The organism is Micromonospora sp. AB353 (assembly GCF_049538395.1).
Taxonomy (GTDB): domain Bacteria; phylum Actinomycetota; class Actinomycetes; order Mycobacteriales; family Micromonosporaceae; genus Micromonospora; species Micromonospora aurantiaca.
Genome location: NZ_JBMVFV010000014.1, coordinates 20,387 through 41,099, shown reverse-complemented (window position 1 = coordinate 41,099; position 20,713 = coordinate 20,387). Strand labels below are relative to the sequence as shown.

The window sequence follows — 20,713 nt, the reverse complement described above, 5'->3', positions numbered from 1 at the left end:
CTTATAGCCGATCTTCGCTAGATCCGGGGTCCGACACCGCGGCCGAGCGGTTCACCAGCGGCGCCACCTCGGCAGGTCGCGGCGGGACATCTGTCGCCAGAACCGGCGCATCCGCGCACGCCGCACGTTCTGCCAGGAGGCGCGGGCGGAGATCGCGTACCACAGGGAGGTCAGGTCGGCCTGCCGGGCGCAGAAGTTCTGGTCCATCCGGTGCGGCAGCGGCTCACCCTTCGGCGGCAGCGGGCACAGCCGGAAGGCGCAGTCGTCCAGGCAGGTGGCGCCGGGTACGCAGGCATCGCCCCGGCGGGTGCTGCCTTCGGGCTCCAGCGGTTCCCGGTCCGCGGTGAGGCAAGGCGGGAGATCACAGCGGTCGGCCCGGTGCAGGCGTTCCTCACGCTGCTTCACCGATCCGCCCCGGTCGGCGAGGTTCAGCAGCAGCATGACGTCGGCGAGCAGCCGTTCGGCGGTGGGTTCGAGCACGCTCCAACCGGTGGAGTCGGGAATCCACAGCCGTTGGCTGCGCCGTACCTCGGGTGACGGGCTGCACGACCCGACCCGGCCGGCCGTCTCGCCCTCCTCGATCCAGCAGAACCGTTCCGGCTGCCGGGTGACCAGTGCCGACATGCAGAGCCGCGCCGCGGCCAGCAGGAACGGATGGGCCGGGCACGGTTCGCGGTCGGTGACCGCGCTTCCCGCCGTGCGCAACCAGTGCTGGACCAGGCCGATCGGGTTGGCGCCGGCCCCCCGTTTCGGCAGCGGCTCGCTCGGGTTCATCGGCAGCGACAGCAGGGTCAGCGCCTGGATCAGCACCAGGTGGCTGTACCAGAAGCGGGAATGGGCCAGCGCGAACTCGGCCTTCTCGACCAGGAAGCTGCGGTCGGCCTCCTGCCGGCCGATCGGCAGGTGACGGATGTTCGCCGCGATGCGGAAACCCTGCGCCAGCGCGATCTCCAAGGAGACGCCGAGCGCACGGTCGTGGCCGGGGCCGCGCTTCGCCGCCAGCGCGTCGAGCCAGGCATCGAGTTGACGCTCGGTCCGCAGCCGGGTCTCCGGGCTGCACTCGGTGTCGCGGGCGACCGAGAGGAGCAGTAACGGCGCACTCCACGCCCGCAGCCGCCGGGGCCAGAGCGCCGAAGCGGAGGCATTCCGGTCGGGCAGGTGCGGGAGCACGCCGCCCTCGGGTCGCAGCGCGTCGGCGGCGTCCGCGCCACCGAGTCCGATCTCGCGGGCGGCAGCCAACTGGACCCGGTAGGAGGCCTCCCCGGCGGCGAGACGGAAGAGACTGGCGTAACTCGACGGCAGTCCGGGCGGTGCCTGCGGTGCCTGGCGCCGGCGACGGCGTTCGGCGAGGTACCGGGCGGCGTCGCCCCACCGGCGGACGAGCCCGAGTTTCGCCTCGTCCAGGGGGCGGTCGCCGACGTCGCCCTCCTGGAACTGGGACCAGCTCGCCTCGATCGTCGCGGCGATCCGTTCCTGCTGCGGACAGCCGATGCCGGCGTCGATCTCGAACGCGGTCGCGTACATCTCCAGCCGCCAGCAAGGGTTACGCCCCTTCTCGGCGTGGCGCAGCAGCCGTTGCACCAGATCGGCGTCGGATGCGCCGTGGCCCGGCTCCCGGGACAGGAGCACCAGCGCGATGAGCGCCTCCCGGCTGGGTTCGTCGGCGACGAGGAGCGGCAGCAGGGCGCCCCGCACTTCTGGGTCGGCCAGGAACCGTGCCCCGAGATAGGCCTGGACGACACCGTGCTGGAAGCGCATGCCGTCGGGATGCAGGGTGACGAGGGAGAACTCACCGGCGGTGGTGACGGCCGTGACGAGGTCGGCGCGGCTTCGCACGTCGAGCCCGCCCTCGACCTGATCTTCCAGGTGGGACGTGACGGCTTCGAGCGCTTCTCTGAACGCCTCCCCGTCGTCGCCGGCGTCCGTCAACTGGTCGTAGGTCACGTTCAGCGACTTGCGCAGCAGGCCCGCGCACGCGTAGGCGGACACCACGGCCAGGGCGTGCCGGCGCTCATCCGAATCATGCGCGAAGTCCTCGCAGATGTACCCGTCCTGGAGCGCCTGCAGCCATGCGTCGAGCAGGCGGCGGCGGATGTCCGCCCGGTCCACCGGACGGACCGATCCGCCGGTCTCCCGGTGGCTACCGAGCCCCTCCGGCAGCCGCCCGAGCCGGTTGAGGTCCCGGATGACCTTCAGATAGACGGGTGACTCGGTCACGTCGGCGTCGTTGATCAGATGCGCGACGGTCATCCGGGCCAACCTTGGCACCTGGTCGTCGCTGTCCAGGCCGAAGGTGAGCGCGTGGGTCTCGCTGAGCGGCTCGAGCCCGATCACCACCGCCGGCATGCTGCGCAGCGGGTCGTAGGGGCGGGTGGCGGTGACCAGCGGAAGCCGGTTCTGCGCGGCCCGGGTGAACGCCTGGCGGAGCACACTGTCGTGCTGGCCCTCCTGACCCTCCTGGCCCTTCCCGTACTGCCCGCCGAGTTCCTCCAAGCCGTCTGCCAGCACCGCGATCTTGTTGCTCCACCGCAGCTGGCGCCACAACCGGTCGGCCTGCCCGCCGTTCCACAGGTACGGGTCGACGAACTGCGTGAACTGCTCGCGCGCCGCCTTCTCGAAGTCGAGGGAGTCCACGTCCTTCACGTCGCGCAGCGAGAGGGCGACAGGTACGACGCCGCGCCGCGCCAGCTCATGGGTCAACCGGAGCATCACCGCGGTCTTGCCCGCGCCGACGCCGCCGACGAGGATCATCGGGCACCGGACGTCGGGATCACGGATCCGTTCGATCAGCACCTCACACAGCTCGTCGCGGCCGACGATGTCGGTGAGCGTGTCGTTCGAGGTGCCCACCAGATCCTCGGGGTGCCGCCCGGCGATCCGCTGGTACCGCCGATACACGCGGACGAAGGTGAGCAGGTAGAAGCCGACGAAGGCGATCGCGACGGCGAGAACCTTGCCGAGGAAGCCGCTGATCTTCTTGCACTGCCCCTGGTTCGCGGTCCCGGCGCAGAACTGGTCCTGCACCCAGGCCAGGGGCGGGAGCCGCTCGACCCGCCAGTGCCCGACGGTCACGTTCCACAGCGGCAGCACGAATTGGGTGAGCACCCAGACACCCACCAGCACCGCGGCGCCGACCGCCAGCACCAACCACCACCAGGGGCGGTGCCACAAACGGGCCGGAGCCGCGGGACGCGTCGCGGCCCTCCGGCGCTGCCGCTGCGACCGGCTGCCGTACCAGGTGCCGGCCCGGCGGAAGGTCATCGCGACCCAGACACGCGGCGTCCAGAGCCAGCCGCGCCACAGTGGACCCCGCATGCCGGCACCCCCCGGGCTCGCATGCCGCCATCCCGGCGGAGGCGAGCGACGCTCACGTACTCCCCGGGCCGAGGCTAACCCCTGCCGGAGCTGGGCGGAGGGTCTTCGGGTCAGACTCCCGGGGCGAGGCGCTTGACCAGGCGTACGCAGGTGCCCTCCGGCGTGCCGACGATGGTGGCCTCGTCCATCACCCGCGCCATGATCAGCCGTCCGCGCCCCCGGTCGCCGCTGTCGTCGCCGTCGGCCGCGCGCCAGCCGCCGCGGTCGCGTACCTCGATCTCCAGCCGGTCGCCGCGCAGCTCGGCCCGCAGCGTGGTGATGCCCTCCGGGGCGAAGCGGTAGCCGTGCTCGATGGCGTTGGCGCACGCCTCGCCGGTGGCGATGAGCACGGTGTCGACGTCCCAGTCGCTGACGCCCTGGGCGTGCAGCCAGCCGCGCAGCCGTTCCCGGGTGGCGGCGAGCCGCGCCGGGTCGGCCGGTAGGTCGATGGTGAGGACCGGGCCGACGTCGCCGGATGTCCCACCCGTCACGTCCGGCCCTCCGTCCCGTGCCCGTCCCCGGGCCTGGGCGCCCACTCGCGCTCTCACCGCCTGATTCTCACCCTGTTGTCCCCGGTGGCCGCCGATTCATTCCCTCGGCGGGCGATGTCCGTCAACGTGATCATCGCGCATCGGCGGCGGCGTGTCAGCCGGCGGCCCGGCAGAGACGGCAACGGGGCGGGCCGGCGACCCCGAGGGGCGCCGGCCCGGGACGGGCGGTCGCGGTCACCGCGACGGCGTCGAGGTGGTGCGCGTGCGGGCTCGGGCGCAGGTCAGAGCGGAAGCCGTCCGGCGCCGGCGAAGGCGTCCACGACGACCGGGACCAGCGGGGCCGGCAGCGGCCGGGCGGCGCGCAGCGTGGGCGTCCACCCGGCGTCGCCGCCGAGGTCGGGGTCGTGGGCGGCGTTGTACGCGGCGCGCAGGTCCACCGGCCGGGGCAGGCGGTCACCCTGCCGGACCCAGCTGCCCCGCTCGGTGAGCGCGGTGCCGCCCCAGTCGTAGAGCAGGTCGGCGGGGGCGGTGTCGCCGGTGAGCGTGAAGAAGTTGTTCTCCGCGTACAGCGCGGACTGCACGCCGACGCCGAGGGCGTACGCGAAGCCGGGCCCGCCGATGCGGTAGTGGTTCTCGTGCACGTCGACCTGGCCGAACCGCATCCGGGGCAGCCGTTGCAGCGTGCCGTCGAACAGGTTGTGCCGCACGGTGACGTTGAGCCGGCCCACGTCCGGGCCGACGGTGTTCGACGAGCCGATCAGCATCACCTTGTCCCGGCCGGTGAACCGGTTCCAGGACACGGTGACCAGGCTGGCCGTGTGCGTGACGTCCACCGAGCCGTCGTGCACCTGGTAGGGCCGGCCGAAGTGGACGGGCTGCGCGTTGTCCGGGTTGTCGCCGTCGGTGAACGTGTTGTGGTCGATCCAGACGTGCTCGCTGCGCCGCACCGAGATCTGGTCGTACTGGGAGTTCCAGTTCCCGGTGTCGCCGTCGGTCGGGGACCAGGCGGGGAAGCAGTCCCGGGCGTCGGCGAACTCGATGTTGCGCACGATCACGTTGTCCACCCGGTCGATCATCAGCGTCAGGCCGGTGAGCCGGGCGCCCCGCAGCCCGACGATCGTGGTGTTGGAGCCGACGTTGATCTGCGTCTGCCGGGTCTGCTCGGCCACCGACCGCACCCGGGCGGCCTCCAGCGGCCCGCTCGGGTTCGTCCGGCCCCAGGTCGCCGGGTCGTACGCGGCCAGGTAGGCGGGCAGCGAGTACTCCGGGTCGGCCAGGTCGGCGCAGTCCAGCATCGTGCCGTCCGGGCCCTCGAAACCGTCCACGGTTCCGGCCACGTACACGATCTTGGGGGTGGCGTCGGCGGCGTTCGTGGCGTTGTCGCCGCCGAGCGCGGCGACCAGCTCGGCGCGGGTACGCACGACGTGCACCCGGTCCGGCGCGGCGGCTGACCCGCCGGTGGTGCCGGTGCCCGCGGCGGCCCAGCCGTCGTTCGCGGCGAGGGCCTGGCGACCGATCAGCTCGGCGGCCCGGGACGGCTTACCGGGTGCGGCCGGCGCGGGCGCGGCGGTGGTGAGGACGAGTGCGGCGGTCAGCGCCGCGACGACTGCGGTTCGGGTACGCATGACTCGTTCCGTTCTCCTGGAGGGACATTCACTGCACGGGCAGGTCCACCACATGGGGCTTCACCGCCCACGGCACGGCCGCCTCGGACGGCAGCGCACCGGTCTGCGCGGCGGCCCGCAGCACCGCGCCGACGCCCCGCACCATCCGCACCCGCTGCGGGCCGTCGCCCGCCTCGCGCACCAGGTCCCCGTCGAGCAGCGTCGGAACGGGTGCGTCCCGCAGCGCGTCCAGCACCGCGGTGAACGGCTCGGTACGCGCCAGCGGCGCGATCAGCGGCGTGCCGTCCGCGCGGTGGTCGAGCAGGTTCGCCAGCAGCCCCCGGCGGCCGGGCACCGGGCGCGGCGCGTCGTCGCCTGGTAGTCGCAGCCGGTCGGTCGGGTACTCCAGCAGCGCCCGTCCACGCTCGCCGGTGACGAGCACCTCCCCGGGGACGTGTTCCTCGGCGGCGAGGGTGAGCGCGGCCAGCACCGGCGGCCCGGCGTGCGGGGTCAGCCGCAGCACAGTGGTGTCGTCCACCTCGATCGGGCGGACCCGGTAGCGCTCGACCTCGATCCGGGCCGGCCGCACCGGTGCGCCGGTGACCGATTCGGCGACGGCGAGGCACTGCATGAGCGCGTGCGCGAGCGGGTTGGCGAGCGCGCCGTCCAGCGCCGGGCGGCCGTCGACGGTTCGCCGTCCGGCCCAGGGGGAGCGGGCGTAGTAGGCGTCCGGACGTTGCCAGGCGGCGAGCGTGGCGATGCCAGTGACCGGGCCGAGCCGCCCGAGCGCGCCGGTCAGTTCGGTCAGCGCGGCCGAGCCGAGCGCCTGGAAGTTGACCTGTACGGCCCGGCCGGCGGCGTCCGCGGCCCCGGTGAGCGTCAGGTGCTCGGCGAGGTCGAGCACCGGCGGCTTCTCCAGCAGCAGGTCCGCCCCGGCGGCCAGCACGTCGAGCGCGATCGGCAGGTGGGTGTGCGGCGGCGTGCAGACGACCACCACGTCCGGGCGGCACGCGGCGAGCATGTCCCGGTGGTCGGTGAGGACGGCCGCCTCCGGTGGGACCGGCGCCTCCGGTTCGGCCTCCAGCGGCCGCACGTCGACCAGGGCGACGAGGCGCGCCCGCCCGGCCGCGTGCAGCCCGGCGATGGTCCGGCGGTGCCAGCGGCCGTGCCCGTTCGCCCCGATCAGCGCCACCCGGGGCGGCCCGCCGGCGCTCACCGGCGACCCCCGCCCGGTCGCCGCCCGCCGGGCGTCCCCGGCACGCCGCCGGTCACCGGGCGTCCGCCAGCGTGGCCCGGACGCCGTGGCGTTCCAGCGCGGTGAGCCAGCCGGTCACGTCGGCGCGGAACTCCTCGTCCGCGGCCAGGTCGGCGGGGAACACCTCGCGCAGCGCGAAGACCGCGTCCACCACCCCGGCCGGGGTGTGCGCTCCGGCCGCGAGGGCGGCGCGCAGCCGGTCGGCGAGCGGGTCGTCCAGCGGCAGCGGGCGGCCGTCGTCGGCGTACCCGAGCAGGAACCGCAGCCACGCGGCCACCACGAGCGCGCTCCACCGCGCCGACCGGCCGGCGGCCCGCAGGTCGGCGACGGTCTGCAGCACCCGCTGCGGCAGCTTCTGCGAGCCGTCCATGGCGACCTGCGTCGTCCGGTACCGGATCGCCGGGTTGCCGAACCGGGCGAGCACCTGTTCGCCGTAGTCGGCCACGTCGGCGCCGGGCGGCGGGGTGAAGCTCGGCGCGATCTCCTCGGCGAGCAGCCGCCGCAGCACCGCGTCCAGGTGCGGCAGCGTCAGCGCCTCGGCCACCGTCTCCGCGCCGGCCAGCGCCCCCAGGTACGCGGTGGCGGAGTGCACGCCGTTGAGTGCCCGCAGTTTCAGCCGCTCCCACGGGCCGGCGTCGCCGGTGAGGATCGCGCCGGAGCGTTCCCAGGCCGGGCGGCCGCCGGGGAAGTCGTCCTCGATCACCCACTGCGACCACGGTTCGGCGGCGACCGCCGCGAGGTCGGTCACGCCCAGCGCCCGCCGGGCGGTGTCCCGGGTCTCGTCGGTGCTGGCCGGCACGATCCGGTCCACCATGGTGCCGGGGCAGGTCACCGCCGTGAGCACCCGTTCGGCTGTCGCGTCCGGTACCCGGGCCAGCGCGAGGCACTGCTCGACCAGCCCGCGCAGCCGCCGCCCGTTGGCGGGCAGGTTGTCGCAGCTCACCAGCGCGATCGGCCCGGCGTCGGCGGCGGCGCGGGCGAGCAGCCCGCGGACCAGCAGACCCGGCACGGTACGCGGGGGACGGCCGGTGGTCAGGTCGGCGGTCAGGTCCGCGTCCACGGTCAGCGCGGCGGTCACCGGATCGAGCCGGTACGCCTTCTCGGTCACGGTCAGCGTGACCACCCGGATCGCCGGGTCGGCGAGCAGGGCGGCCACCGCGTCCGGGTCGCTCGCGGCGTGCCGTACCCCGGCGAGCGCGCCGACCACCCGGGTGGCCGCGCCGCCGGCGGCGAGCGTGGTGACGCTGAACAGGCAGTCCTGCGCGGCCAGGGCGTCGACCACGTCGGTGCTGCGCGGCGCGACGCCGATGACGCCCCAGTCGCCGCCGGCCGCGCCGACCGCCGCCTCGGTGTGCACGGCCTGGTGGGCGCGGTGGAACGCGCCGAGGCCGAGGTGGACGATGCCGGCCGGTACGGTGCCGGGGCGCAGCAGCGGCCGGGACTCCGGCGGCAGGTGGCGCAGCGTGGCCAGGCCGAGCCGGTCGGGGGTCAGCGCCATGCCGGGCCGTCCGGGAAGCGGAACCGCGCGATCGACTCCTGGCGCATGGTGGCGCTGTAGCCGGGCACGGTGGGCAGCAGGTAGCGCCCGCCCCGGGTGCGGACCGGGTCGGTGAAGTGCTCGTGCAGGTGGTCGACGTACTCGACCATGCGGCCGTCCAGGCTCGTGCCGACCCGCAGGTGGTCGAAGATCGCGAGGTGCTGCACGTACTCGCACAGGCCGACGCCGCCGGCGTGCGGGCACACCGGCACGCCGAACTTCGCGGCCAGCAGCAGTTCGGCGAGCACCTCGTCCACGCCGCCGACCCGGCAGGCGTCGATCTGCATCACACCGATCGCCTCGGCCTGGAGCAACTGCTTGAAGATGACCTTGTTGGCGGCGACCTCGCCGGTGGCGACCCGGCAGCGTCCGCCGGTCAGCTCGGTGACCGCGCGGGCGATCCGGGCGTGCCCGAGCACGTCGTCGGCGTGCGTGGGCTCTTCGATCCAGTACGGGTCGACCTCGGCGAGCACGCCCATCGCGGCGATCGCCTCGTCCACGTCCCACACCTGGTTGGCGTCCATCATGAGCAGCGCGTCCGGGCCGATCTCGGCCCGGATGATCCGGGCCCGCCGCAGGTCGTCCTCGATCCGCCCGCCGACCTTCATCTTCATCGCGCGCCACCCCTGCGCGTACGCGTCGCGGGTCAGCGCGCGCACCTGCTCGTCCGGGTAGCCGAGCCAGCCCACCGACGTGGTGTACGAGGGGAACCCGTCACGTTCCAGCCCGGCCAGCCGGTCGGCCAGGCCGTCGCGTCCCTTGTCCAGGATGGCCGCCGCCTCGTCGGGGGTGAGCGCGTCGGTGATGTGGCGGAAGTCGATCGTCGCGACCAGTTCGTCGGTGGGCGCCTCGGCGAGGAAGCGCCACATCGGCTTGCCGGCCAGCTTGGCGCGCAGGTCCCACACCGCGTTGACGAGCGCGCCGGTGGCCATGTGGATCACGCCCTTCTCCGGGCCGAGCCAGCGCAGTTGCACGTCGGCGGCCAGGGAGCGCCAGAACGCCACGGGTTCGGCGGCGATCTCGGCGACGGTGCGTCCGCGTACGTGGTGGGCGAGCGCGCGGACCGCCGCGCAGGTGATCTCGTTGCCCCGGCCGTTGGTGAACGTGAACCCGCTGCCGGTCGGGCCGCCGTCGGTGGTCAGCTCCACGTAGGTGGCCGAGTAGTCGCCCCTGTTTATCGCGTCCGAGCCGTCGCCGCTGGCGGCGGTGGGGAAGCGCACGTCGTGCACCTCGACGTCGACGATCGTGGTCATGCGGGCCCGCCTCTGAACTTGAAGACCTGCTTCGGCAGCCGGTACGCCAGGTCGACGATGGTCTCGGCGGCCTCGTCCCCGGTCAGCCGGTGCTCGGCGACGAGGCGGGCGAGGAAGCCGGCGTCGACCCGGCGGGCCACGTCGTGGCGTACCGGGATGGAACAGAACGCGCGGGTGTCGTCGACGAACCCGGCGGTGTTGTAGAAACCGGCGGTCTCGGTGACCGCCTCCCGGAACCGGCGCAGCACCTCCGGGGAGTCCAGGAACCACCACGGCGCGCCGAGGCGCAGCGCCGCGTAGCCGCCGGCCAGGGGGGCGAGTTCCCTGGTGAACGTGTCCTCGTCGAGCGTGTAGAGCACCACCGTGAGCCGGGGGTCGTTGCCGTGCGCGTCGAGCAGCGGCGCGAGGGCGTGCACGTACTCGGTGGCCTGCGGCACGTCGCCGCCCACGTCGCGGCCGTGCCGGGCGTGCAGCCAGCGGTTGTGGTTGCGGACCGCGCCCGGGTGCAACTGCATGACCAGGCCGTCGTCGAGCGACATCCGGGCGAACTCCAGCAGCATGTGCGCCCGGAACGCCTCGGCGTCGGCGGCGTCGGCCAGGCCGCGCCGGCCCTTGTCGTACAGCGCCGCGGCCTGCGCCGGTCCGAGATCGAGGGTACGGGCGGTCGGGTGCCCGTGGTCGGACGAGGTGGCTCCGGCGGCGGCGAACGCCTCCCGCCGTGCCCGCAGGGCGGCGAGGTATCCGGCGTACGTGCCGGTGTCCTCGCCGGAGACCTCGGCGAGCCGGTCCACGTTCGCCGACCAGTTGCCGAACTCCATGTCCACCACGTCGTCGGGGCGGAACGTGGTGACCACCCGGCCGCCCGGCCCGCCCCAGCCGTCGGCGGCGAGCTTGGCGTGCCGGCCCAGGTCGTCCAGCGGCGACTCGGTGGTGGCGAGCACCTCGATGCCGAAGCGTTCGAACAGCGCCCGGGGCCGGAACCCCGGTTCGGCCAGGCGCGCGGCGAGCGCGTCGTAGACGGTGTCGGCGGTGGCCGGGCTCAGCGGCGTGTCGACGCCGAAGACGTGCCGGAACGTCTGCTCCAGCCAGAGCCGTGACGGGGTGCCGCGGAACAGGTGCCAGTGCGCGGCGAAGCGCCGCCAGATGGTCCGCCCGTCGGTCTCCACCGGGCTGCCGTCGACGCTCGGCACGCCCAGGTCGGCCGGGGGTACGCCCTGGCTGAGCAGCATCCGGGTCAGGTAGTGGTCGGGCACGATGAGCAGCCGGGCCGGGTCGGGGAACGGCTGGTCATCGGCCAGCAGCCCGGGGTCCACGTGCCCGTGCGGGGAGATGAGCGGCTGCTCGGCGGCGAGCGCGTACAGCTCGCGGGCCAGGGCGCGCAGCCCGGGCTCGGCGGGCAGCAGCAGGTCGCCGCGGGGGATGATCGGCACAGCGAGGGCTCCTCGGTCAGGGCAGGGTGAGCAGGTCGGCGACCCGGACGGGTGCGCCGGTCTCCAGCGAGCGGTTGGCGGCCAGGCCGGTGAGCAGGGCGAGCGCGCCGTCGCGGGCGGTGGCGGCCCGGCCGAGCGGGTCGGGTTCGCCGCCGAGCAGCACCCGGGTCATCCGGGCATCAGCGCCGCCGTGCCCGCGCCGGGTCCAGCCTTCGACCGGGATCTCCTGCGGCGGCGCCCAGAACGGGCGCAGCGTGAGCCGGGCCGCGCCCTGCTCGACGGCGGCCTCGTCGCCGTGCAGCGCCGCGCCCTTCAGCGCTCCGGCGACGGACGGGCTGACGTGGTCGCTCTCGGTCACCTCGAGTTCGAGGCGGCCCCGGCTGCCGTTGACCATGACCCGGTAGCCCTCCCAGGGGGCGTACGCGGTCAGGTGGTAGGTCATCGTGGCGCCGGTGTCGTAGCGGGCCAGCACCGCGAGGTCGTCCTCGATGGTCACGCCGGGGGCGAAGACGTTGCGGTCGCGGTGGTAGCCGTCCTCGGCCTCGGCGTCGAGGTACAGCTCGCGCAGCCTCGGGTGGTCGGCCAGGCGCAGCGCGAACGGGTCGCCGTCGGCGGCGGGGGAGCCGTGTGCCCGGTCGTAGTCGCGGGCGTAGCCGTGCCGGCGGCCGTCCTCGCCGTAGAAGAACAGCCGGCCGTACGCGTGCACCTCGACCGGTCGGGCGTCCAGCCACCAGTTGACCAGGTCGAAGTGGTGGCCGGACTTGTGCACGAGCAGGCCGCCGGAGACGGACTTGTCCCGGTGCCAGCGGCGGAAGTAGTCGGCGCCGTGGCGTACGTCGAGCAGCCACTCGAAGTGCACCGACCCGATCTCGCCGACCGCGCCGTCGGCGAGCAGCCGCCGGAACTGCTCGTGCAGCGGGTTGTAGCGGTAGTTGAACGCGACGGTGACGCGCCGGCCGGTCTCGGCGACCGCGTCCAGGATGCGGCGGCACCGTTGCGCGTCGACGGTCATGGGTTTCTCCACGACCACGTCGCAGCCGGCCCGCAGCGCCGCCGTCACGTACTCGTCGTGGGTGGCGTCGACGCTGGTCACCAGCACCACGTCGACCCGCTCCTTCGCGAGCATGGCGGTGACGTCGGCGGCGGCGTACGTGGGCACCGGCGGGTGGCCCAGCTCGGCCAGCCAGCGGTTGTGGGCGTCCATCCGGGTGTGGTTGACGTCGGCGAGCGCTACCAGCTCGGCGGTGTCGGCGTGGTCGAGCGCGAGGGCACGGACGAACATCTCGGCGCGTGCCCCGGCACCCACCAGGGCGTGGCGGACCCGTTCCCGGGCCGGTGGTGACATGACGTCGGCCTCCCCGCCAGTCGGCTGCAAAGGTTTGCAGCCGAAGAAACCATGACTGTGGATGCGTCGTCAACGGTTGCCGCCCAAGCCGCCCTATTCATCCGCACTGATGGTCATTCATGCACGTGCCGGGAACGCCGGCGCAATCGAGCCGCAACAATGGACCGTTGACACGGGCGCAACCGTTTGCATTAATGGGCGGCACCCGTGACGCCCACCACATCGGACGAGGGAGCCCGCCGTGCCAGCCACCATCCGGGACGTCGCCCGCGCCTCCGGTGTGCACATCTCCACCGTGTCCCGGACGTTCTCGGCCCCGCACCTGGTCAACCCGGAGACCCGGGTCCGGGTGCTGGCCTGCGCGGAGGACCTCGGCTACCGGCCCAACCGGGCCGCCCGGGCCCTCATCACCGGCCGTACCCACAACATCGGCCTGATCGTGGCCGACATCGCCAACCCGTTCTTCCCGCCGCTGATCAAGGCGGCGGAGGGGCAGGCCCGGCACCGCGACTACCACGTGTTCGTGGCCGACACCAACGAGGACCCGGTCGCCGAGGAGGACCTGGTCCACGCCCTGGCCAAGCAGGTCGACGGCGTGCTGCTGTGCAGCCCCCGGATGAGCAACAGCCTGATCGAGCAGGTCAGCCGCGAGGTCCCGGTGGTGGTGATAAACCGCCAGGTCGCCGGCCTGCCCTGCGTGATGATGGACGTCGGGCAGGGCGCCCGGGCCGCGATCGAGCACCTGCTCGGGCTCGGCCACCGCCGGATCGCGCTGCTCGGCGGCCCGCGCGGCTCCTGGACCGCCCGGGAGATGCGCCGCGCCGCGACCGCCGCCGCCCGGGGCGGGGGAGCGGAACTGACGGTCCTCGGACCCAACCAGCCCACCGAGACCGGCGGCGGCGCGCTCGCCGAACAGGTACGCCGCAGCGGCGTCACCGCCGTGCTCGCCTACAACGACCTGATGGCGATCGGCCTGATCGAGGGGCTGGACGCGATCGGGGCGCGGGTGCCGCACGACGTGAGCGTCGTCGGTGTCGACGACATCGCGCTGAGCCGGCTCACCCGCCCCAAGTTGACGACGGTGGCCACGCCGACCGCGGCCGCCGGCCGGACGGCCGTCGACATGCTGCTGCAACTCGACTCCGACGCGCCGCGTGGCGCCCGGGGCCGGGGCGTGGTGGCCGGCGACCGTCGCACCACCGCACAGGTAATGCTCCAGACCGAACTGGTCGTCCGCGACTCGACCGGGCCCGTCCCCGCGCCCGGCCGGGACGGCACCGGAGCCTGAGCAGGTGGCCCGGGCCCGCACAGCACTGCGGACCCGGGCGGCCCGTGGACGGCCGCCGGTGACGTCGTCGCCTCCCACAGCCGAGGAGTGAGCGCAGATGCACCCCGCAACGTCCCCCACCGCCGGCGCACCCGCCGGGCGGGATCACCGTACCCCCCTGACCCGACGCCGACTCGTGCGCGGCCTGGCCGCCGCCGCGCTCGCCGTGCCCCTCGCCCTGGGCGCGGCCGGCTGCGGCGACGACTCCGCCGGCGGCGACGGCGGCCCGGTCAAACTCTCCGTCTTCTGGTGGGGCGGTGAGGCCCGGGCGAAGCTCACCGAGGACGCCCTGGCCCTCTACACCAAGAAGCACCCCGAGGTGACGTTCGAGAAGACCTGGCAGGCCAACCAGGGCTACTTCGACAAGCTCGCCACGCTGACCGCCGGCGGCAACCCGCCGGACCTGTTCCAGATCGACGACAACTACCTGGCCGAGTACGCCGGCCGCAGCACCACGCTCGACCTGAGCAGCTACCGCGACTCCGGCAAGCTCGACGTGTCGAAGTTCCCCAAGAGCCTGCTGGAGTACGGCGTGGTCGACGGCAAGCTCGCCGGGGTGGCCGCTGGGGAGAACACCCAGGGCCTGGTCTACAACAAGACGCTGCTCACCAAGAACGGGCTGCCCGAGCCGACCACCGGGATGAGCTGGGAGGAGCACATCGCCTGGGCCGAGCAGGTGGCGAAGAAGACGAAGGTGCCCGGCACCCAGGACCCGAGCGCCGACTACAAGGCGCTCTGGGTGTGGCTGCGCCAGCAGGGCAAGGACCTGTACAAGGGCAAGGAGCTCGGCTTCACGGCCGAGGACGTGACGAAGTGGTTCGAGCTGTGGAAGGGCGCGCGGGACCGGGGCGCCACCCCGACGCCGGACGTCATCCACGAGGGCAACTCCAGCGACATCACCAAGCAGCTCGTGGTCACCGGCAAGTCGGCCACCTCCTGGGTCTGGGTCAACCAGATGCCGGACCTGAAGAAGAACACCAAGGACGAGCTGGGCGTGGTCGCCTACCCGGGTGACCCGAGCGCCCAGTGGGCGCGCGCCTCGATGTACTGGTCGGTGTTCAAGGGCAGCAAGCACAAGGACGTCGCCGTCGACGTGATCAACTTCCTGAACAACGACCCGGAGGCGGTGGCGCTGCTCGGCACCGACCGCGGTCTGCCGTCGAACATGGATCTGCGCGCCAAGGTCAGCGAGACCGCCACCGACCCGGCCATGAAGCAGTCCATCCAGGTCGAGTCCGACCTGGCGCAGAAGTTCGGCGCCTCGCCCCAGGTTCCGATCAAGGGGCACAGCAAGGTCAAGTCCGAGCTCGTGAAGGCCGCCGAGAACGCCCAGTACGGCCGCGCCACCCCGGCGCAGGCGGCGGAGCAGTTCGTCGCCGCCTGCAAGTCCGCGATCGCCTGACCAAACGAAAGGACCGGTCCCGTGGCTCTCACCACGGCGCCCGGCCGGACCCCGCGCACCGGACCGGCCGGCCCTCGCCCCACGCGGCGTCGGGCCGGCCGGGCCCGGCTCGGCGAGGGCCTGGCGGGGTACGTCTTCCTCTCGCCCTGGCTCATCGGACTGATGGGCGTCACGGCGATCCCGATGCTGCTGTCGCTCTGGCTGAGCTTCACCGACTACGACATCCTCACCCCGCTGTCCGAGGTGCGGTGGGTGGGGCTGGCCAACTACGAGCGGATGTTCACCGCCGACCCGTCGTACTGGCACGCGGTCCGCGTCACGCTGACGTTCGCGCTGATCGCGGTGCCGCTGAAGCTGGCCGCCGCGCTCGGCGTCGCGCTGCTGCTCAACCGGGCCTGGCGCGGCGTCGGGCTGTTCCGCAGCCTGTTCTACCTGCCGTCGCTGCTCGGTGGCAGCGTCGCGCTGGCCATCGTCTGGGTCAACATGTTCAACCGGGACGGCGCGTTCAACTCGTTCCTCGCCCTGTTCGGCGTCGAGGGGCTGCCCTGGGTCAGCGACCCGGACTGGGCGCTGGAGACGCTGATGGTGCTGGCGATCTGGCAGTTCGGCGCGCCGATGGTGATCTTCCTGGCCGGGCTCAAGCAGGTGCCCGCCGAGCTGTACGAGGCGGCGGCGGTGGACGGCGCCGGGGCGTGGCGGCGGTTCCGCGCGGTCACCCTGCCCATGCTCTCCCCGGTGATCTTCTTCAACCTGGTGCTGGAGACCATCAACGGCTTCCAGGGCTTCACCGCCGCGTTCGTGCTCAGCAACGGCACCGGCGGCCCTGTCGACTCCACCCTCATGTACACGCTGAAGCTCTACATCTCCGGCTTCACCGACCTGGAGATGGGCTACGCGTCGGCGATGGCGTGGGTGTTCCTGGTGGCGATCGGCGTGGTCACCGCCGTCTTCTTCAGCACCGGCCGGTTCTGGGTGCACTACTCGGACGGAGACGACTCATGACCGCGCTCACTGTCGCTCGCCGCCGGCCCGGCAGCGGCCGGAACGTGCTGCGGCTCGTCGTGCTCGTGGCGATCGTCGCGGTGGTGCTCTACCCGCTGTTCTGGATGCTCGGCACCTCGGTCAAGTCGCAGGCCGAGATCGTCAACAACGTCGGCCTGCTGCCGGAGGAGCTCACCCCCGGCAACTACCTCGACGGCTGGACCAACTTCGACATCAGCTTCGGCCGGTTCTTCCTCAACAGCGTGCTGGTCAGCGGGCTCACCGTGGTCGGCAACGCGCTGTCCTGCCTGCTCGCCGCGTACGCCCTGGGCCGGCTGCGGTTCCGGCTGCGCAAGCTGTGGTTCACCGTGATGATCGGGACGCTGCTGCTGCCCGGCCACGTGCTGATCGTGCCGCAGTACATCCTGTTCCGCAGCCTCGGCCTGGTCGGCGGCGACTGGCCGTACCTGCCGCTGCTGGTGCCGCAGTTCCTGGCCACCGAGGCGTTCTTCGTCTTCCTCATGGTGCAGTTCATGCGCGGTATCCCGCGCGAGCTGGACGAGGCGGCCACCATCGACGGCGCGTCCCCGTACGGCGTGTTCCGGCACGTCATCCTGCCGCTGAGCCGCCCGGCGCTGGTCACCACCGCGATCTTCTCGTTCATCTGGACCTGGAACGACTTCTTCCGCCAGCTGGTGTTCCTGTCCAGCCTGGAGGACTACACGGTCCCGGTGGCGCTGACCCTGTTCATCGACTCGACGAGCCAGAGCTCGGTCGGCCCGATGTTCGCCATGTCGGTGCTGTCGCTGCTGCCGGTGTTCCTGTTCTTCCTGGCGTTCCAGCGGATGCTCGTCGAGGGCATCAACACCAGCGGGCTGAAGGGATGACCGCCGTGTCCGCCCCCACCGACGTACCCGCCCACCCCGCGCCGGCCCGTGCCGACTGGCGGGACACGCTGCGCGAGGCGACCGACCTGGCGCTGCTCGGCTTCGCCGTGGCGGTCGCCGCGCTGCCGGTGCTCACGCTCGCTCCGGCGGTCGCCACCGCCAGCGCCGCGCTGCACGACAGGTCGGTCACCGGCGCCTGGCCCGACGCGCGGACCAGCCTGACCCGGTTCGGCCGCGCGTTGCCCGCCGGGTCGGCGGTGAGCGCCGTCGCGCTGGCCGCCGTCGCGCTGCTCGCCGCCGACCTGCTCGCGCTCACCACCGGCCGGGTACCAGGCGGCGGGCCCGCGCTCGCGCTCACCGCCGTCGTGGTGGCGGTCCTGCTCGGGTACGCGGGCCTCGTCGCCGTGGCGGTCGGGCGCACCGCCGGCCGGGGCTGGCGGGCCGCCGCCGTCCGGGTGGCGCGTTCCTGCCCGGAGCGTCCCGGTGTGTGGGCCGCCGCCTCCGGCGTCTGCGCGCTCGCCGTGGTGCTGGGCGTGCTGGTCACGCCGGTCGCGGTGCCGATCCTCGGCGGGTACGCCCTCGCGGCGCTGCACGCGCTGGACGCCCGCCACCCGGTCCCCGCCCCGGAACCGTCGTGACCGCCGAACCCCGGCTGGTCGTGGGCGGTGCCGAGGTGGCCCGGTACGTGGTCCGGCCGGACCTGGATCCGCGCCACGGCCCTCGGCCGTACCTGCATCCGGTGCGGACCCGGGCCGGCACCCCGGTGACCGACGCGCTGCCGGCCGACCACGTCTGGCACCTCGGCGCGTCGCTTGCCGTGCAGGACGTGGACGGCGTCAACCTGTGGGGCGGCCGGACGTACGTGCGCGGCACCGGCTACACCTGGCGCGACGACCACGGCGTCATCGCGCACACCCGCTGGCGGGAGCGGGCCGCCGACCGGCTCGACCACGACCTGGAGTGGCGGGACCGGCACGGCCGGGTGCTGCTGCGCGAGCACCGGCGGATCACCGCCGCCCCGGCCGGTGAGGACGCCTGGTGGCTGGACCTGTCCGCCACGCTCACCTCCGCCACCGGCGCCGACGTGCACCTGGGCAGTCCGGCCACGAACGGCCGCCCGGGCGGCGCCGGGTACGGCGGCTTCTTCTGGCGTGCCGTGGCCGACGGCGAACCGCGCGTCCGCACCGCCGACGCCGTCGGCGAGGACGACGTGAACGGCTCGGCCGCCCCCTGGCTGGCGCTGTCCGCCACCGCGCCCGGAGGTGGCGCGTACACGCTGGTGTTCACCGGTCTGGGGCCCGGTGACAGGTGGTTCGTGCGCACCGCCATGTACCCGGGCGTCTGCGTCGCGTACGCGTTCGACAGCCCGGCGGTGGTCGCGGCCGGGCGGCAGCGGCACAACCGGCACCGCGTGCTCGTCGCCGACGGCCACCTCGACCCGGCCGGCATCGCGGCCCGCCTGGGGGTGAGGCCGTGAGCCCGACGGGCGGGCCGGAGGTGGTGTGCGTGGGCGAGACCATGGTGGTGCTCGCCCCGGACGACGGGGGCCGGCTCGAACATGCCGCGCGGCTGACCGTCGGCGTGGGCGGCGCCGAGTCCAACGTGGCGGCCGGGCTGGCCCGGCTCGGGCACCGCGCGGCGTGGGTCAGCCGGGTCGGTGACGACCCGTTCGGGCGGCGGGTGGTGGCCGAGGTCGCCGCCGCGGGCGTGGACGTCTCGCTGGTCGCCGTCGACAGGGACGCGCCGACCGGCCTCTACCTGAAGGATCCGGGGCCGGACGGCACCCGCGTGCACTACCACCGGGCCGGGTCGGCGGCGAGCCGCCTCGGCGCGCCGGACCTCGGGCGGCCGGGCCTGGCCGGGGCGCGGCTGCTGCACCTGTCCGGGATCACCGCCGCGCTCTCCGGCACCTGCCGTGACCTGCTCGTGTCAGCGCTGGACGGGCGCGCGCTGCCGGGCGCGCAGGTCAGCTTCGACGTGAACCACCGCCCGGCGCTCTGGCCCGCCGACCGGGCCGGACCGGTCCTGCGCGACCTGGCCGACCGCGCCGACGTGGTGCTGGTCGGGCTGGACGAGGCGGCAGTGCTCTGGTCGGCGGGCGATCCGGCCGGGGTCCGTGCGCTGTTGCCGGGCCCGGAGCTGGTGGTGGTCAAGGACGGGCCGGTCGGCGCGACGGCGCTGCCGCGTACCGGGCCGGCGGTGGTCGTGCCGGCGTTGCCGGTGGACGTGGTGGAGCCGGTCGGTGCCGGGGACGCGTTCGCCGCCGGGTTCCTCTCCGGGCTGCTGCGCGGACTCGATCTGCGTGCCTGCCTGCGGCTGGGGCACCTGACCGCCGCGCCGGTGCTGGCCGTGCCGGGCGACACCGCGCCGCCACCGGACGCGGAGACGATCGCGCGGGCGCTGGCGTTGCCGGACGAGGCGTGGCCCGAGGATGCGCGAGCGCGGGTCAGGGGAGGGAGCGGGAGATGAGCGGGCACGACTTCGAGGCACTGTTCGGCGACGCGCGGGTGATGGTGATCCTGCGCGATCTGCCGGCCGACGAGACGGTCCGGCTGGCGGAACTGGCCTGGGATCTCGGCATCGACGTGGTGGAGGTGCCCATCCGTACCCCGGAGGCGGTGCCGGCGCTGCGCGCCGCCGTGACGGCCGGGCGGCGGCGGGACCGGATCGTGGGCGCGGGTACGGTGCGTACCCCGGCGCAGGTCCACGACGCGGTGGCCGCCGGGGCGGCGTTCACCGTGGCGCCCGGCCTGGACCTGGCGGTGGCCGACACGGCGGCCGGTCTCGGCGTGCCGCACCTGCCCGGTGTGGCCACGCCGACCGAGGCGCAGCGGGCGCTCGACCACGGCCTGGTGTGGCTCAAGGCGTTCCCGGCGGTCAGCCTCGGCCCGGCCTGGTTCCGGGCGGTGGCCGGGCCGCTGCCGGAGGCCCGCTTCGTGGCCACCGGCGGCGTCGACGCCGGCAACGCGGGTGACTTCCTCGCCGCCGGGGCGCGCGTGGTGGCCGTCGGGTCGGCACTCACCGACCCCGAGCAGCTGCCACGCCTGGCCACGCTCGCCGCCGGCGGCGCGGTCAGGTGACGGTACGGCCGGACGTGGTGGCGGTGGTCCGGACCGCCTTCACGATCGCCGGGATCGACCCGATCAGCAGCACCAGCGCCCAGATCAGCGCCACCACCGCGAACACCACGGCGCCCAGGTCGTCGAGGATGCTGACCAGGATCACCGGCATCAGGCCGTGCAGGAACTGCAGCACCACTGTGCACAGCAGCGTGGTCAGCGCCAGCGCGACGAGACCCTTGTTGCGCAGGAACCGGGGCTGGGCGGCGAGCAGCAGCGCGACCCAGACCAGTTTGAGCAGCAGCGCCAGCCCGAGCAGCACCGCCGCGTCGCCGACCGGGAAGAACCCCCACACCGCGAGGTACGCCAGCGTGCCGAACGGCGGGGCCAGGAACAGCGAGACCATCACCGTCAGCTCGACGAACGCGACGATCAGCAGGACCAGCGACACCAGCAGCAGCACGACCGAGAAGACGAGCGTCGCCACGCCCTGCACCCGGCCCTGCATCCGGTCCGGCAGCACCAGGCTCAGGCAGAACAGCCCGGTCGTCCAGAGCGCCACCACGTCGATCAGCGCCAGGTAGCCGATGCCCCGGCCGGACGGCTCGGACACCGCGCCGACGTCGCCCAGCTCGACCCCGAGCCGGCCGGCGCTGTCCCGCAGCGCGCCGCTCGCGTCGCCGCCGCCGGTCAGTGCCGCCGCGCCCAGCTCCACGCCGACCACCAGCGCCACCGCGAGCAGGGCCAGCAGCAGGAACGGCTTGCGCAACTCACCCATGCCGCGTCTC

17 protein-coding genes are annotated in these 20,713 nt (G+C 73.8%); 8 read left to right on the top strand and 9 right to left on the bottom strand.

All coding sequences use genetic code 11. From position 1 onward, the window contains the following. Window positions 1-51: 51 nt before the first annotated feature. The 8 genes from ACPCK6_RS09445 to ACPCK6_RS09410 all read right to left on the bottom strand — a co-directional run bounded on the left by ACPCK6_RS09445 (window position 52) and on the right by ACPCK6_RS09410 (window position 12,269). Window positions 52-3,315 (bottom strand): NACHT domain-containing protein, encoded by a 3,264-nt coding sequence (locus tag ACPCK6_RS09445; protein ID WP_423480877.1) that lies wholly within the window; start codon window positions 3,313-3,315, stop codon window positions 52-54. Between the two features lie 110 nt (window positions 3,316-3,425). Then, window positions 3,426-3,845 carry an ATP-binding protein gene (locus tag ACPCK6_RS09440; protein ID WP_396882538.1) on the bottom strand — a complete coding sequence of 140 codons (420 nt, stop codon included), beginning with the start codon at window positions 3,843-3,845 and terminating at the stop codon, window positions 3,426-3,428. A 281-nt stretch (window positions 3,846-4,126) separates the two neighbouring features. Beyond that, complete coding sequence (locus ACPCK6_RS09435; RefSeq protein ID WP_423480876.1) at window positions 4,127-5,470, bottom strand: pectate lyase family protein; 1,344 nt, start codon at window positions 5,468-5,470, stop codon at window positions 4,127-4,129. Between the two features lie 28 nt (window positions 5,471-5,498). Next, a complete protein-coding gene (locus ACPCK6_RS09430; protein ID WP_423480875.1) occupies window positions 5,499-6,665 on the bottom strand; it encodes a Gfo/Idh/MocA family protein in 1,167 nt (388 codons plus the stop codon). A 52-nt stretch (window positions 6,666-6,717) separates the two neighbouring features. Next, window positions 6,718-8,202 (bottom strand): mannitol dehydrogenase family protein, encoded by a 1,485-nt coding sequence (locus ACPCK6_RS09425; RefSeq protein WP_423480874.1) that lies wholly within the window; start codon window positions 8,200-8,202, stop codon window positions 6,718-6,720. Then, window positions 8,193-9,494, bottom strand: a complete 1,302-nt coding sequence (locus ACPCK6_RS09420) for an enolase C-terminal domain-like protein (RefSeq protein WP_423480873.1) — start codon at window positions 9,492-9,494, stop codon at window positions 8,193-8,195. Before ACPCK6_RS09420 ends, ACPCK6_RS09425 begins: the two co-directional genes overlap by 10 nt. Further along, window positions 9,491-10,924, bottom strand: coding sequence for a glucuronate isomerase (gene uxaC / locus ACPCK6_RS09415; RefSeq protein ID WP_423480872.1), 1,434 nt, complete (start codon window positions 10,922-10,924; stop codon window positions 9,491-9,493). Before uxaC ends, ACPCK6_RS09420 begins: the two co-directional genes overlap by 4 nt. Before the next feature lie 16 nt (window positions 10,925-10,940). Then, the gene (locus ACPCK6_RS09410) at window positions 10,941-12,269 is read right to left on the bottom strand and encodes a Gfo/Idh/MocA family protein (RefSeq protein ID WP_396882545.1); all 1,329 of its coding nucleotides are present in this window, start codon (window positions 12,267-12,269) and stop codon (window positions 10,941-10,943) included. A gap of 241 nt (window positions 12,270-12,510) precedes the next feature. Between ACPCK6_RS09410 and ACPCK6_RS09405 the strand changes: the two genes are divergently transcribed. The 8 genes from ACPCK6_RS09405 (at window position 12,511) to ACPCK6_RS09370 (ending at window position 19,946) form a co-directional block, all read left to right on the top strand. Continuing rightward, window positions 12,511-13,557 carry a LacI family DNA-binding transcriptional regulator gene (locus tag ACPCK6_RS09405; RefSeq protein WP_396882546.1) on the top strand — a complete coding sequence of 349 codons (1,047 nt, stop codon included), beginning with the start codon at window positions 12,511-12,513 and terminating at the stop codon, window positions 13,555-13,557. Window positions 13,558-13,654: 97 nt separating this feature from the next. After that, window positions 13,655-14,998, top strand: coding sequence for an ABC transporter substrate-binding protein (locus ACPCK6_RS09400; protein WP_396882547.1), 1,344 nt, complete (start codon window positions 13,655-13,657; stop codon window positions 14,996-14,998). 21 nt (window positions 14,999-15,019) lie between these two features. Continuing rightward, window positions 15,020-16,000, top strand: a complete 981-nt coding sequence (locus tag ACPCK6_RS09395; RefSeq protein WP_423480871.1) for a carbohydrate ABC transporter permease — start codon at window positions 15,020-15,022, stop codon at window positions 15,998-16,000. Continuing rightward, on the top strand, window positions 15,997-16,866 hold the full coding sequence (locus tag ACPCK6_RS09390; RefSeq protein WP_423480870.1) for a carbohydrate ABC transporter permease: 870 nt from the start codon (window positions 15,997-15,999) through the stop codon (window positions 16,864-16,866). Before ACPCK6_RS09395 ends, ACPCK6_RS09390 begins: the two co-directional genes overlap by 4 nt. A 5-nt stretch (window positions 16,867-16,871) precedes the next feature. Beyond that, window positions 16,872-17,504, top strand: a complete 633-nt coding sequence (locus ACPCK6_RS09385) for a hypothetical protein (RefSeq protein WP_423480869.1) — start codon at window positions 16,872-16,874, stop codon at window positions 17,502-17,504. Then, entirely contained in the window at window positions 17,501-18,343 is an 843-nt protein-coding gene (locus tag ACPCK6_RS09380) for a DUF6807 domain-containing protein (protein WP_423480868.1), read from the top strand. The genes ACPCK6_RS09385 and ACPCK6_RS09380 overlap by 4 nt, the downstream gene beginning before the upstream one ends. A 29-nt stretch (window positions 18,344-18,372) precedes the next feature. Continuing rightward, window positions 18,373-19,335 (top strand): sugar kinase, encoded by a 963-nt coding sequence (locus tag ACPCK6_RS09375; protein ID WP_423480867.1) that lies wholly within the window; start codon window positions 18,373-18,375, stop codon window positions 19,333-19,335. Beyond that, window positions 19,332-19,946 (top strand): bifunctional 4-hydroxy-2-oxoglutarate aldolase/2-dehydro-3-deoxy-phosphogluconate aldolase, encoded by a 615-nt coding sequence (locus ACPCK6_RS09370; protein ID WP_396882555.1) that lies wholly within the window; start codon window positions 19,332-19,334, stop codon window positions 19,944-19,946. The genes ACPCK6_RS09375 and ACPCK6_RS09370 overlap by 4 nt, the downstream gene beginning before the upstream one ends. Here the strand turns inward: ACPCK6_RS09370 and ACPCK6_RS09365 are convergent. Then, window positions 19,939-20,703 (bottom strand): hypothetical protein, encoded by a 765-nt coding sequence (locus tag ACPCK6_RS09365; RefSeq protein WP_423480866.1) that lies wholly within the window; start codon window positions 20,701-20,703, stop codon window positions 19,939-19,941. The genes ACPCK6_RS09370 and ACPCK6_RS09365 overlap by 8 nt on opposite strands. Window positions 20,704-20,713 lie beyond the last annotated feature (10 nt).

Coding starts and splice junctions, on each gene's coding strand:
- ACPCK6_RS09445 (WP_423480877.1), bottom strand. CDS start 3,315: ATGCGGGGTCCACTGTGGCGCGGCTGGCTCTGGACGCCGCGTGTCTGG.
- ACPCK6_RS09435 (WP_423480876.1), bottom strand. CDS start 5,470: ATGCGTACCCGAACCGCAGTCGTCGCGGCGCTGACCGCCGCACTCGTC.
- ACPCK6_RS09425 (WP_423480874.1), bottom strand. CDS start 8,202: ATGGCGCTGACCCCCGACCGGCTCGGCCTGGCCACGCTGCGCCACCTG.
- ACPCK6_RS09420 (WP_423480873.1), bottom strand. CDS start 9,494: ATGACCACGATCGTCGACGTCGAGGTGCACGACGTGCGCTTCCCCACC.
- ACPCK6_RS09410 (WP_396882545.1), bottom strand. CDS start 12,269: ATGTCACCACCGGCCCGGGAACGGGTCCGCCACGCCCTGGTGGGTGCC.
- ACPCK6_RS09400 (WP_396882547.1), top strand. CDS start 13,655: ATGCACCCCGCAACGTCCCCCACCGCCGGCGCACCCGCCGGGCGGGAT.
- ACPCK6_RS09390 (WP_423480870.1), top strand. CDS start 15,997: ATGACCGCGCTCACTGTCGCTCGCCGCCGGCCCGGCAGCGGCCGGAAC.
- ACPCK6_RS09370 (WP_396882555.1), top strand. CDS start 19,332: ATGAGCGGGCACGACTTCGAGGCACTGTTCGGCGACGCGCGGGTGATG.
- ACPCK6_RS09365 (WP_423480866.1), bottom strand. CDS start 20,703: ATGGGTGAGTTGCGCAAGCCGTTCCTGCTGCTGGCCCTGCTCGCGGTG.